This is a genomic window from Amycolatopsis ruanii, from assembly GCF_003385175.1.
Lineage (GTDB): Bacteria > Actinomycetota > Actinomycetes > Mycobacteriales > Pseudonocardiaceae > Amycolatopsis_E > Amycolatopsis_E thermalba.
Genome location: NZ_PQHY01000003.1, coordinates 85,477 through 98,114, shown reverse-complemented (window position 1 = coordinate 98,114; position 12,638 = coordinate 85,477). Strand labels below are relative to the sequence as shown.

Annotated in this window: 11 protein-coding genes; 8 read left to right on the top strand and 3 right to left on the bottom strand. The window is 73.4% G+C overall.

The window, feature by feature from the left end:
• Positions 1-48: 48 nt before the first annotated feature.
• Positions 49-975: a helix-turn-helix domain-containing protein gene (locus tag D0D28_RS02455; protein WP_116109558.1), complete on the bottom strand. Its 927-nt coding sequence runs from the start codon at positions 973-975 to the stop codon at positions 49-51.
• A gap of 110 nt (positions 976-1,085) precedes the next feature.
• Here D0D28_RS02455 and D0D28_RS02450 point away from each other — a divergent pair, with 110 nt between their 5' ends.
• On the top strand, positions 1,086-2,204 hold the full coding sequence (locus tag D0D28_RS02450) for an NDMA-dependent alcohol dehydrogenase (protein WP_094005124.1): 1,119 nt from the start codon (positions 1,086-1,088) through the stop codon (positions 2,202-2,204).
• Here the strand turns inward: D0D28_RS02450 and D0D28_RS02445 are convergent, their stop codons facing one another.
• Positions 2,205-3,719: an MFS transporter gene (locus D0D28_RS02445; protein WP_116109557.1), complete on the bottom strand. Its 1,515-nt coding sequence runs from the start codon at positions 3,717-3,719 to the stop codon at positions 2,205-2,207.
• A gap of 83 nt (positions 3,720-3,802) precedes the next feature.
• Here D0D28_RS02445 and D0D28_RS02440 point away from each other — a divergent pair, with 83 nt between their 5' ends.
• The 7 genes from D0D28_RS02440 (at position 3,803) to D0D28_RS02410 (ending at position 11,704) form a co-directional block, all read left to right on the top strand.
• Positions 3,803-4,387 carry a TetR/AcrR family transcriptional regulator gene (locus D0D28_RS02440; RefSeq protein ID WP_116109556.1) on the top strand — a complete coding sequence of 195 codons (585 nt, stop codon included), beginning with the start codon at positions 3,803-3,805 and terminating at the stop codon, positions 4,385-4,387.
• A 53-nt stretch (positions 4,388-4,440) separates the two neighbouring features.
• The gene (locus tag D0D28_RS02435; protein WP_116109555.1) at positions 4,441-6,186 is read left to right on the top strand and encodes a flavin-containing monooxygenase; all 1,746 of its coding nucleotides are present in this window, start codon (positions 4,441-4,443) and stop codon (positions 6,184-6,186) included.
• Positions 6,179-7,675, top strand: a complete 1,497-nt coding sequence (locus tag D0D28_RS02430; RefSeq protein WP_240323054.1) for a hypothetical protein — start codon at positions 6,179-6,181, stop codon at positions 7,673-7,675. Before D0D28_RS02435 ends, D0D28_RS02430 begins: the two co-directional genes overlap by 8 nt.
• A gap of 9 nt (positions 7,676-7,684) precedes the next feature.
• The gene (locus D0D28_RS02425) at positions 7,685-8,989 is read left to right on the top strand and encodes a sensor histidine kinase (RefSeq protein ID WP_233157218.1); all 1,305 of its coding nucleotides are present in this window, start codon (positions 7,685-7,687) and stop codon (positions 8,987-8,989) included.
• A complete protein-coding gene (locus tag D0D28_RS02420; RefSeq protein ID WP_094005119.1) occupies positions 8,986-9,654 on the top strand; it encodes a response regulator in 669 nt (222 codons plus the stop codon). The genes D0D28_RS02425 and D0D28_RS02420 overlap by 4 nt, the downstream gene beginning before the upstream one ends.
• An 83-nt stretch (positions 9,655-9,737) precedes the next feature.
• Positions 9,738-10,622 carry an ABC transporter ATP-binding protein gene (locus D0D28_RS02415; protein ID WP_116109553.1) on the top strand — a complete coding sequence of 295 codons (885 nt, stop codon included), beginning with the start codon at positions 9,738-9,740 and terminating at the stop codon, positions 10,620-10,622.
• A complete protein-coding gene (locus tag D0D28_RS02410) occupies positions 10,622-11,704 on the top strand; it encodes an ABC transporter permease (RefSeq protein WP_116109552.1) in 1,083 nt (360 codons plus the stop codon). Before D0D28_RS02415 ends, D0D28_RS02410 begins: the two co-directional genes overlap by 1 nt.
• Position 11,705: 1 nt before the next feature.
• Here the strand turns inward: D0D28_RS02410 and D0D28_RS02405 are convergent, their stop codons facing one another.
• A complete protein-coding gene (locus D0D28_RS02405) occupies positions 11,706-12,578 on the bottom strand; it encodes an exodeoxyribonuclease III (protein WP_116109551.1) in 873 nt (290 codons plus the stop codon).
• Between the last annotated feature and the right edge of the window lie 60 nt (positions 12,579-12,638).

Below are 12,638 nucleotides of genomic sequence, written 5' to 3'. Positions count from 1 at the left end.
CATTCTGCGGCGGCCGGGCGCCGGGGGAACCGACCGCGTGTGCCGGGGTCACTGACCGCGTGTGCCACCCGGGGTCGTGCCGAACTCGGCGCGGAAGGCGCGGTGGAACCCGGACTCGCTGTCGAAGCCGCAGAGCGCGGCGACGGTGGCGACCGGCCGGTCCGGGTGTTCGAGCAGCAGCGCGCGGGCGTGATCGAGGCGGATCCGGCGAATCTCGGCGGCCACGCTGTCCGGCGCGAAGACCCGGTACAGGGTGCGGCGGGAGACACGGCAGGCCCGCGCGACCCGGTCCACGTCCAGGCGGGGGTCGGCCAGGTTGCGGCGGATGAACGCGACGGCCCGTTCCCGGACGAGGGCGCGCGCCGGATCGGGCCCGGGCTCGGTGCGGGCCGCGAACGAGGCCGCCGCGGACAGCAGGCCGAGGGCGTGCGGCAGGAGCGGGGCGGAGGTGTGCGGGCTGTCCTTGGCGGCGCCGGCCAGGGAGGTGAAGAAGGCGGGAACCACCTGGCCCGGCCCGGGGCCGAGCGCGCGGGCGGTGAGGGCGCGGGTGTCGCGCAGGGCCAGTTCGTGTTTGGGCACCTGGACGACCAGCTGCCGGAAGTCGTCGTCGAAGCGCAGGGTGTAGGGGCGGGTGCTGTCGTAGAAGGCCATGTCGCCGCTGGTCAGTTCCGCGCCGCGCTCGTCCTGCTCGACGCGCCCGCGGCCGTGGAGCTGGATGCTGGCGAGCAGGTACTCGTCGGCGCCGCGGGCGATCAGGCTGCGGGTGCGGCGGACCACCTGCCCGCCGGCGACCACAGTGGACAGTTCGAGCGTGCCGACGGGCACGTGCTCGATCCGCCCGGCGAACGCGCCACCGGCCACCGGAGCGGCGCTCAGCTGGACGAACGTCTCGCAGATCATCTCCCGCCAGTAGGCGAACGCCTCCGCCGCGGGCACCTGCGCGGTGCTCAGCTCCACCCGGGACTGCCGGTCCATCCCGGGATTGTCGCCCCGCGCGGGCCGTCTGTCGAGCCCGGCGCGCTTGACGCGAATTAGAACCTGTTCTACCTTCGCCAGGTCGGCGTCTGTAGAGGTGAAGGTGGGCAATGATGCGAACCCGTGCGGCCGCGCTGCTCGAACAGCCGGGCAAGTGGCAGATCGTGGACATCGACCTGGACGAGCCGAAGGAGCACGAGGTCCGGGTCCGTTTCGTGGCGGCCGGGCTGTGCCACTCCGACGACCACGCGACCACCGGCGACATGCCGACCCCGCATCTGCCCCTGATCGGCGGGCACGAGGGCGCGGGTGTGGTCGAGGCGGTCGGCCCCGGGGTGCGCAACCTCGCCGTCGGCGACCACGTCGTCGCGCAGTTCGTGCCCTCCTGCGGGCGCTGCGAGGCCTGCTCGTCCGGCCGCGGCAACCTCTGCGACCTCGGCATGTACGCGCTGAGCGGCTGCATGGCCGACGGCACCTACCGGGCGCACCTGGACGGCGCGGACGTCGCCCAGATGACCATGGTCGGCACGTTCGCCCAGCACGCGATCGTCCCGGAGTTCTCCCTGACGAAGATCGACCCGGAGATCCCGTTCCACGTCGCCGCCCTGCTGTCCTGCGGCGTGCCCACCGGCTGGGGCTCCGCCGAGTACGGCGCGGAGGTCTCCGCCGGTGACACCGTGATCGTGATGGGGGTCGGCGGTGTCGGCATGAACGCGGTGCAGGGTGCCCGCGCCCGGGGAGCCGCGCACGTGCTCGCGGTCGATCCGGTCGCGTTCAAACGCGACAAGGCGCTGGAGTTCGGTGCGACGAAGGCGTTCGCCGGCATCGACGAGGCCGCCGACTTCGCGCGGTCGGTCACCAACGGGCAGGGCGCGCACTCGGCCATCGTCACCGTCGGCGTCACCACCGGCGACCACGTGGCCCAGGCGGTCAACGCGATCGGCAAGTTCGGCACCGTCGTGGTCACCGGCATCGGCGACGTCAAGGACGAGGGCCTGCCGATCAACCTGTGGGCGCTGTCGATGATGCAGAAGCGCATCCAGGGCGTCATCTTCGGCATGGGCACGCCGGCCTTCGAGATCACCCGGCTGGCCCGGATGTACCAGGCGGGCACGCTCAAGCTCGACGAGCTGATCACCACCACGTACCGCCTGGACGAGGTGAACCAGGCCTACGCCGACATGCACGCCGGGCGCAACATCCGCGGCGTCATCCTGCACGAGAGCTGATCAGCCCTTCGGCGGGCGCAGGCACGCGGCGGCGACGACGCCGGCGGTGACGATGCCCGCCAGGGCCAGCAGGCTGAACCACATCCCGTCGGCGAACGCGGCCCGGGCGGCGTCGGCGATCGGCCGGCCCGCCGGGCCGGACTGTCCGGCCACCGCCAGCGCCCCGGCGAGCGAACCGTCCGCGGCCTCCCGCGCCGCCGCGGGCAGGGCCTCGGTCGCCGGGCGCACCGCCGGGGTGTAGGTCGCCGACAGCACGCTCCCGGCGAGCGCGATCCCCAGCGCCGCCCCGATTTCCCGCGTCGCGTCGTTGACCGCCGAGGCCACGCCGTACTTGTCCGGCGGGACGTTGTCCAGGATCGCGCTGGTGGCCGCGGGCGCGGTCAGCCCGAGCCCGCCGCCCAGCACGCACACCGCGACCGCCAGTTCCGGGTAGGAGCTGTCCGGCCCGAGCCGTCCCAGCAGCAGCACGCCGGCGACCACGACGAGCAGCCCGAGGCACGTCAGCGGGCCGAGCCCGAGCCGCCGCGCGATGGCGGCCGAGGCCATCGACAGCGGCAGCAGCGACACCGCGATCGGCCACAGCACCAGGCCCGACTCCAGCGGCCCGTACCCCTGCACCAGCTGCAGGTACTGCGCCAGCACGTACAGCGCGCCGAACGCGGCGGTGAACTGCACGGTCACCGACACCGACCCGGTCGCGAAGGCCCGGTTGCCGAACAACCGCACGTCCAGCAGCGGAGCCGCGTGCCGCGCCTCGACCCACGCGAAGACGCCGGCGAGCACCACCCCGGCGGCCAGCGCCACGATGACCTCGGCGTCGGCCCAGCCCACCTCCGCCGCCCGCAGGATGCCGAACACCAGCGCCCCGATGGACACCGCGCCGAGCACCGCGCCGGCCGTGTCGAACCGGTGGGGCACCCGCTCGCGCGAGGTCGGCACCGTGACGCAGGCCAGCGCCAGCAGCAGGGACAGCGCGGCCGGGCCGAGGAACACCGAATGCCACGAGAAGTGCTCCAGCAGCAGCCCGGCGACGATCAGCCCGCCGAGACCGCCCAGCCCCGCCACGGCCGCCCAGATGCCGATCGCGTGGCCGCGCCGCTCCGGGGGGAAGCTCGCGTTGATGATCGACAGCGTGGCCGGCATGATCATCGCCGCGCCCAGCCCGGTCAGCGCCCGCGCGGTGATCAGCCAGGCCGGCGATTCGGCGAGCAGGGGAGCGGCACAGCTGAGTGCGAACACCACCAGCCCGATGACCAGCACGCCCCGGCGGCCGTGGCGGTCGCCCAGCGCGCCCATCGGCAGCACCAGCGCGGCCAGCACCAGCGTGTAGACGTCCACGATCCAGGTCTGCTGCGCCTGCGTGACCCCGGTGTCGGCGGCCAGCGCGGGCAGGGCGGTGTTGACGATCGTGACCATGGCGATCACCAGGCCGACCGCCGAGCACATCACGGCCACGGTCCAGGCCCGGCGCGCGGCGGACGACGACGAGACCTCGGACCGTGCGACGACGCGCATGCCACCTCGCTCGGCAGGAAACGAAACTGTCGGTATCGTAGCAGTACTGGCAGTTCTGAAACCAGGTCTGGGAGGATCCGGGCGTGACGACGCAGCAGGTGCCGGGCCGGCGTGATCCGCGGCTGGACCGGTCGCGGTCGGCGATCCTGTCCGCGGCCGTCGCCCTGCTGGCCGAGGGCGGCGTCCGCGCGGTGACGATCGAGGCGGTCACCTCGCGCAGCGGCGTCGCGCGATCCACGCTGTACCGGCACTTCCCGAACAACACCGAACTCCTGGCGGCGGCCTTCCAGGAGCTGCTGCCGCCGCTGGACGCGCCCGCCGAGGGCACTCCGCGCGACCGGTTGCTCCGATTGGTGCTGGCTCAGGCCGCGCAGATCGAAGGGGCGCCGGCGATGGCGGCACTGGTCTGGATGGCGGCGATCGGCCTCGGTGGCCCGCCCGACGAGGGGGAACGCGGCCGCCTCGCCGAGCTGCGCGACCACGTCGTGGACACCTACCGCCGCCCGTTCGACGTCGTCCTCGCCGACTGCCTGCCCGGTGACCCCGACGTCGACTTCGCGGCCGCCCGGCTCGTCGGCCCGCTGCTGTTCAACGCCCTGATCCTCCGGCGGCCCAGCGACGAAGCCTTCTGCGCGCGCCTGGTGGACGACTTCCTCGCTCGTCCGTGATCACCGGAGCTGCTACTCTTAAATCACTCAGTTGATTTAAGAGGGGGCTCCGCATGGATTTCGACCCGGCCGCGCTGCGCGCCAAGTACCGCGCCGAACGCGACCGCCGCATCCGGCCCGACGGCGCCGCCCAGTACCGCAGCACCGAGGGCGCCTTCGGGTACTACGCCGACGATCCCTACGCCGACCCCGGATTCACCCGCGAGCCGCTGCACGACACGGTCGAGGCGGTGGTGATCGGCGGCGGCTTCGGCGGCCTGCTCGCCGGTGCCCGGCTGCGTGAGGCCGGGGTGGAGAGCATCCGGGTCGTCGAGAAGGCCGGCGACTTCGGCGGCACGTGGTACTGGAACCGCTATCCGGGCATCCACTGCGACATCGAGTCCTACGTCTACCTCCCGCTGCTGGACGAGCTGGGGTACGTGCCGGAATGGCGGTACGCCCCGGGCGCGGAGATCCTCCGGCACGCGCAGGCGATCGGACGGCACTACGACCTCTACCGCGACGCGTGTTTCCAGACCGGCGTCACGGAGCTGCGGTGGGACGATCCGGAGTGGATCGTGGCCACCGACCGCGGCGACCGGATCCGCGCCCGCTACGTGGTGGTGTCGGGCGGCACCCTGGACCGGCCGAAGCTGCCCGGCATCCCCGGGATCGAGACGTTCACCGGCCACACCTTCCACACCAGCCGGTGGGACTACGGCTACACCGGCGGCGACGCGGACGGTGGCCTGACCGGGCTGGCGGCCAAGCGGGTCGCGCTGATCGGCACGGGCGCGACCGCTCTGCAGGTCGTGCCGCACCTCGGCCGCGACGCCGCACACCTCTACGTCTTCCAGCGCACGCCGTCCTCAGTGGACGTCCGCGCCAACCGGCGGACCGACCCGGAGTGGGCCGCGTCCCTGGAGCCGGGCTGGGCGGCACGCCGCCGGGAGAACTTCCTCCGCGTGATCACCGGATATCCGGTGGCGGAGGACCTGGTGGCCGACTCGTGGACCAGCAGCGCCGGGCTGCTGGGCAACCTCACCCCCACCGCGATGCGCGCGATGACCCCCGAGGAAGAGGAGCTCGCCGACTTCCGCAAGATGACCGAGCTGCGCGCCCGTGTGGACGCGATCGTCGAGGACCCGGCCACGGCCGAAAAGCTCAAGCCCTGGTACCGCTACGCGTGCAAGCGGCCCGGGTTCAGCGACGAGTACCTGCAGACCTTCAACCGTCCCAACGTGACCCTCGTGGACACCGCCGACTTCGGCGGAGTGGAGCGGATCACCGGCAGCGCGCTGGTCGTCGGCGGCGAAGAGTACGAAGTGGACTGCATCATCTTCGCCACCGGGTTCGAGGTCGGCAAATCCGACGTCCTGACCGGGCGGCTGCCGGTCTTCGGCCGGGACGGCCGGTCGCTGCTGGGCAGCTGGCGCACCGGGCCGCGCACGCTGCACGGCTTCTACAGCCACGGGTTCCCGAACCTGTTCCACCTCGGCCCGCTGCACAACGCCAGCTCGGTCAACTTCGTGCACGTCCTGGACGAGCAGGCCACGCACGTCGGCGCGGTGGTCGCCGAGTCCCGCAAGCGCGGCGTGCCGGTCGAACCCACCGCGGCGGCCGAGGAGGCGTGGCTGCGCACGATCGAGCGGACCGCGCCGGACCTGGAGCGGTTCCTCGCCGACTGCACACCCGGTTACTACAACAACGAGGGCAAGCCGCGGAAACGGCAGTCCTTCGGTGAGGGGCCGGTCGCGTTCCACGAGCTGCTGCGCGCGTGGCGCCAGGGGCCGGGCATCGAAGAGGTCCTCGGTGGGTAGCCGGATCGTCCCGCCCGCCCCGATGCGCGGCTCGAACGGGGTCGCGTTCGGGCCGGACGGTCGGCTGTACGTCGCGCAGTTCCTCAGCGGACTGATCAGCGCGGTGGACCTCGCCTCGGGGGAGACCGAGGTGGTGGTGGGCCCCGGCAGCCCGGTGCGCTCGCCGGACGACCTCGCGTTCGGCGCCGACGGGTCGATGTACGTCACCGACCTGGTGCCGGGCCGGGTGTGGCGGCGCGCGCCGGACGGGCGGTACACGCTCGTGTCGGACGACGTGGCGCTGCCCAACGGCATCGCGTGCGCCGGGAACCGGTTGTTCGTCAACGAGATGCGGATGGGCGGCCGGGTGCTGGAGCTGTTCCCCGGCGGCGGGGAGCCGGTGGTGCTCGCGGACGGCCTGGCGATGGGCAACGCGATGCAGCTCGGACCGGACGGGTTCCTGTACTACCCGCACATGGCCACCGGCGAGGTGTTCCGCGTCTCGCCGGACGGCGTGCCGCCGGAGCTGGTGGCCTCCGGCGTGCACGAGCCGGTCGCGGTGCGGTTCGACCGGGGCGGGACCCTGCTGGTGCTGTCGCGGGGCGCGGCCGGGATCGTGACGCGCATCGGGGCGGATCGACGGTCCATTGTGGAGACCGGGATCGCCGGTCTGGACAACGCCGCGTTCGACGACGACAACCGGATGTTCGTGTCCAGCTTCGCCGGCGGCGGAATCGCCGAGGTGCACCCGGACGGCCGCACCCGCCAGATCGTGCCGCCCGGGCTGGCCGGCCCGTTCGGGGTGGCCGTGGATTCGGGCGGCACGGTGTTCACGGGCGACCACTACCGCGTCACGAGCGTGGCCGCGACCGGCGTGACGATGCGGGAGCTGCTGGTGTTCAGCCACGGCATCGTCGCGGACGGGTCACTGCTGCACGTGACGTCGCAGTACGGCGACGTGCGCACCTACGACCCGGCGCTGCGCACGGCGCGGACGCGGGCGGCGGGGCTCGCGCAGCCGATGGGCCTCGCGGCGGCGGACGGAATGCTCGTGGTGGCCGAATCCGCGGCGGGCCGCGTGGTGGCGATCGACGCGGACGACGAGCTGAGCGTGCTCGCCGAGGGCCTGGCACGCCCGGTGGACGTCGCGACGGCCGGCGGCGTGTGGTACGCCAGCGACGAGACGCGGGGCACGGTGGTGCGGCTGCCGGACGCGGTGCCGGTGGCGGAGGGACTCGACGCGCCCCAGGGGATCGCGGTGCGGGATCAGGAGCTGTTCGTGGTCGAGGCCGGCGCGCGACGGCTGACGGCCGTCGGTCTGGGCACGGGGGAGACCCGGGTGGCGGTGGCGGACCTGGCGGTCCTGCCTCCGGCGGGGGAGCCGTTGTTCGCGCACGGGATGCCGGGACTGCCGGGGCGCTTCGCGGGCGTCGCGGTCGCTCCCGATGGCGCGTTGTACGTGGCGGCCAACGGTGAGGGCACCGTCGTGCGGGTGCCGCCCGGTGGGTAGGTTGGGCCCGTGGGGACAGCGGAGGACGAGCCGGACTGGAGCAGGTGGCAGCGGCCCGGGCCGACCGCCCGCCAGCGGCGCCACGACGTCCTGCTGGCCCTGCTGGTCCTGCTGACCTCGGCGGGCATGCTCGTGCTGGTCAACAGTATGGGCGCCTACGTGTTCGAGTCCGCGCCCGCCCTGACCGAACAGCTGCTGTGGACCACGGCGCTCACCCTGCCCCTGGCGCTGCGCCGCCGGTTCCCGCTGGTCGTCCTCGCCGTGGTGGGTGTGGTGTTCATCGCCGCGCAGGTGCGCCGGATCGGCGACGGGTTCATGCCCTCGGTCGCGTTGTTCCTGGCGATCTACAGCGCGGGCGCGTGGTCGCGCAACCGCCGGTGGGCCCGATGGACGCGCATCGGCGTGATCGTCGCGATGTTCACCTGGCTCGCCGTGGGGCTGATCTGGTTCCTCGTCGAGCCCGCGCCGTTCCCCGACGCGCGCGGGCCGCTGGACCCGGTGCTGGCGACCGTGCTCTACCAGGTCGTGTTCAACCTGATGTTCTTCCTGGCGGCCTACTTCTTCGGCGACCTGGCGTGGCGGTCGGCGCGCGGCCGGGCCGAGCTGACCCGCCGCGCGGACCAGCTGCGGGCCTCCCAGGAGGAGAACGCCCGCGGCGCCATCGTCGCCGAACGCATCCGCATCGCCCGCGACCTGCACGACGTCGTGGCCCACCACGTGTCCGTCATGGGCATCCAGGCCTCCGCCGCCCGCCGGGTCCTCGGCACCGACCGGGAGCTGGCCGCCTCGGCCCTGCACACCGTCGAGGAGACCGCGCGCACCGCGATCAGCGAGCTGCGCGGGCTGCTCGGCGTGCTGCGCGCCGATCCCCAGGGCGAACCGGACCCCGCCGCGGACCACGAGGCCTCGCCGGGGCTGGCGGAGCTGCCGCGGCTGGCTGCCGCCACCAGGGCGGCCGGGATCGAGGTGCGCTACGGCGAATACGGGCAGCCGCGCCCGGTCCCGGAGAGCGTCGCGCTCACGGCGTACCGGGTCGTGCAGGAGGCACTGACCAATGTGGTCAAACACGCCCGCGCCCGCAGCGCCGAGGTGCGGGTGCGGTTCCTCGACGCCAGCCTGGAGATCGAGGTCACCGACGACGGGCGGGGCCGCGATGTCACGTCCGAAGGCGGGTTCGGCCTGCTCGGCATGCGGGAGCGGACCGCCGTGCACGGCGGCGAGTTCGAGGCCGGCCCGCGCCGCGACGGCGGGTTCCTGGTCCGCGCGAGCCTGCCCATCCCGGCCGCCGACCGTGAGGAGCTGACGCGACCGTGACCGACACGCTGCGGGTGGTGCTCGCCGACGACCAGGACCTGGTGCGGGCCGGCTTCCGGGTCATCCTCGGGACGGAGCCCGGCATCGAGGTCGTGGGCGAGGCGCGCGACGGCGCCGAGGCCGTCGCGGTCGTCGCGCGCACCGGCCCCGACGTGGTCCTGATGGACGTGCAGATGCCCGGCCTCGACGGGCTGGAAGCCACCCGCCGCATCCTCGGCGACCGGCCCGCCGACGCGGGCGTCAAGGTGGTCATCCTGACCACGTTCGACCGCGAGGACTACCTGTTCGAGGCGCTGCGCGCGGGAGCGAGCGGGTTCCTGCTCAAGAACGCCTCCCCGGAGGACCTCATCGAATCGGTCCGCGTGGTCGCCCGGGGCGACGCCCTGCTCTCCCCGGCCGTGACCCGGCGGGTGATCAGCCGGTTCACCACGCCCGCGCCGGCGACCGGGCACCGCCCGCCCGAGCTGACCGATCGCGAGTTCGAGGTCCTGGTGCTGATGGCGCGCGGCGCGAGCAACGGCGAGATCGCCGCCGAACTGGTCCTCGGCGAGACCACCGTCAAGACGCACGTGTCGCGGATCCTGCGCAAGCTCGGCCTGCGCGACCGCACGTCCGCGGTGGTGTTCGCCTACGAGCACGGCATCGTCGCGCCCGGCACCGCCTGAGCCGGGTCCTCCGCCAGGAGGACCCGCGAATTCGGCCGCCGGCCGGACGACCGGGACGCCGCGCTCGCCTAGCGTTTCCGGACATGTTGACCCTGACGTCCCTGTCCCGGAGCTTCGGCGGGCACCGCGTCCTCGACGACGTGTCCTTCGAGGTCCGCCCCGGGCGCATGACCGGCTTCCTCGGCGCGAACGGCTCGGGCAAGACCACGACCATGCGCATCGTGCTGGGGGTGCTGGCCGCGCACGGCGGCACCGTCGCCTGGTGCGGCCGCCCGATGACCGCCGCGCAGCGCCGGCGGTTCGGGTACATGCCCGAGGAACGCGGGCTCTACCCGAAGATGAAGGTCGCCGAGCAGATCGCCTGGCTCGGCCGCATGCACGGGCTCGGCGACACCGCGGCCCGCAACGCCACCGCCAAGCTGCTGGAGCAGCTGGAACTGGCCGACCGGGCCGGCGACCGGCTCGAGGAGCTGTCCCTGGGCAACCAGCAGCGGGCCCAGGTCGCGGCCGCCCTCGTGCACGAGCCGGACATGCTGATCCTGGACGAGCCGTTCTCCGGGCTGGACCCGCTCGCCGTCGACATCGTGCTGGGCGTGCTGCGGGAGCGGGCCGCCGCCGGGGTGCCGGTGTTGTTCTCCAGCCACCAGCTCGCGCTCGTCGAGCGCCTGTGCGACGACGTGGTGATCATCTCCGGCGGGGCGATCAAGGCGAGCGGAACCCGCGACGAGCTGTACGCCCGGTACGGGACGGCGCGGTTCGAACTCGTCGTCGCCGGGGACGCCGGATGGGTGCGCGACGAGCCGGGCATCGACGTCGTCGAGGTCGACGGCCCGCGGGCGGTGTTCGACCTGACCGGCGACGCCGGTGGGGAGCAGCGGGTGCTCGCCTCGGCGTTGCGGCGCGGGGAAGTGCGCGGTTTCGTGCCGGTCGTGCCCTCGCTCGAGGAGATCTTCAAGGAGGCCGTGTGATGACGTCCGTGACCGACCGCGCCTCGTTCTGGGTGCAGACCCGGCTGGTTGCCGAGCGCGAGATCGCCATGTTCCTGCGGTCCAAGGGGTTCTGGATCGGGCTCGTCGTGACCGTGGCCGAGCGGTTCGCGGCGGCCGTGCTGCCGTCGGTGTTCGCGGGCGGCCCGCCGTCCGTGGCGGCCGTGGGACCGGCCGCGGTGCAGTCGGTGTCCGGTGCCGGCCTGGACGTCCGGGAGGTCGCCGACGTCGCCGCCGCCCGCGACCCGGTGCGCACCGGGGACGTCGATGCCGCGATCCTGACCGACGCCGGCGGGATTCGCGTGCTCGGGCTGTCCAGTCCGCCGGACGACGTGGTGCAGGCGCTGAGCGCCGCGCCACCGGTGGAGCTGCTCGAACCCGGTGCCGTGGGGCAGGGCGCGCAGCAGCTCGTGATCCTGGTGTTCGCGCTGGTGTTCCTCATGATCGGCCTGGGCGGCATGGCGATCGCGCAGAGCACGGTCACCGAGAAGCAAACGCGGATCGTGGAGATCCTCGTGGTGACCGCGCCGGTGCGGGCGCTGCTGGCCGGGAAGGTCCTGGGGCACACCGCGCTCGCGGTGGGACAGCTCGTGGTGCTCGCCGTCGCCGCGCCGGCCGCGATGTCGCTGGGCGGTCAGACGGCGCTGCTCGGGGTGTTGGCGCCCGCGCTGGGCTGGTTCGTGCCGTTCGTGTGCGTGGGTTTCGTGTTGCTGGCGGGGATGTGGGCGGTCGCCGGGGCGGTGGTGAGCAGGCAGGAGGACCTCGGATCCAGCATCGGCCTGGTCATGCTGCTGGTCATGGGGCCCTACTTCATGGTGATGGTGTTCTCGGACAACGCCGCGGTGATGGCGGTCCTGTCCTACGTGCCGTTCTCCGCCGCCGTCGCGATGCCGGTCCGCATGTTCACCGGCGACGCGCACACCTGGCAGGCGCTGCTCTCCCTGGGGGTGCTGTGCGCGTCGGTGGTGCTGGTGGTGCTGCTGGCCGCCCGCCTGTACTCGGGCGCGCTGCTGCAGATGGGCGGCAAGGTGGCGCTGCGCCGGGCGTGGCGCAGCGCCACCTGACTCACTTCGACTGCGGCAGCGTGACCCTGCCCCGGCGGGCGCGCGGCGCCGACGGCGGCGGCACGACCGGGCCGATGTCGCCGTCGGGCGCCTCGTCCAGGTCGACGATCACCGGGGCGTGGTCGCTGGGACCGGTGCCCTTGCGCGCGTGGCGGTCCACCCACGCCGCCGCGACGCGCCCGGCGACCGGGGCCGAGGTCAGCACCAGGTCGATGCGCATGCCGAGGTCCTGGTGGAACATCCCGGCGCGGTAGTCCCAGTAGGTGAAGACCCGCTCGGAGGGCCAGCGGTCGCGGACGACGTCCCGCAGGCCGAGATCGGTCAGCGCGGCCAGCGCGGCGCGCTCGGGCTGCGTGACGTGCGTGTGGCCCTCGTAGGCGGCGGGGTCGAACACGTCGGCGTCGGTGGGGGCGATGTTCATGTCGCCGCAGAGCATGGTGGCGTCCGGGCCGCCCGCGACGACGTCGCGCAGCGCGGCGAGCCAGGCCAGCTTGTACTGGTAGTGGTCGGAGCCCGGGGTGCGGCCGTTGGGCACGTACAGCGAGTGGATCCGCACGCCGCCGCAGGTCGCGGCCACCGCGCGGGCCTCCGGGTGCGGGAAGCCCGGCGCGCCCGCCACGCCGGTGACGACGTCCGCCAGACCGACCTTGGACAGGATCGCCACACCGTTCCAGCGCGGTTCACCGGCCAGGGCGGTCTCGTAGCCGCGGGCGGCGAGCTCGTCGCCGAGCAGGTCGCGGAAGGCGTCGTCGGACAGCTTCGTCTCCTGCAGGCACACCACGTCCGGCTGCCGCTGGTCCAGCCACGGCAGCAGCCTCGGCACCCGCTGCTTCACGGAGTTCACGTTCCAGGTCGCCACACGCACGGTGTCCACGCTAGTGCGGATCGGCCCGCGCCGCGTCCCGCAAGAGAGGACGCGTCAGACGGTTTCCCG

Excerpts from the sequence above, each read along its gene's own strand:
- D0D28_RS02455 (WP_116109558.1), bottom strand. The coding sequence starts at position 975 with ATGGACCGGCAGTCCCGGGTGGAGCTGAGCACCGCGCAGGTGCCCGCG.
- D0D28_RS02450 (WP_094005124.1), top strand. The coding sequence starts at position 1,086 with ATGATGCGAACCCGTGCGGCCGCGCTGCTCGAACAGCCGGGCAAGTGG.
- D0D28_RS02445 (WP_116109557.1), bottom strand. The coding sequence starts at position 3,719 with ATGCGCGTCGTCGCACGGTCCGAGGTCTCGTCGTCGTCCGCCGCGCGC.
- D0D28_RS02435 (WP_116109555.1), top strand. The coding sequence starts at position 4,441 with ATGGATTTCGACCCGGCCGCGCTGCGCGCCAAGTACCGCGCCGAACGC.
- D0D28_RS02415 (WP_116109553.1), top strand. The coding sequence starts at position 9,738 with ATGTTGACCCTGACGTCCCTGTCCCGGAGCTTCGGCGGGCACCGCGTC.
- D0D28_RS02410 (WP_116109552.1), top strand. The coding sequence starts at position 10,622 with ATGACGTCCGTGACCGACCGCGCCTCGTTCTGGGTGCAGACCCGGCTG.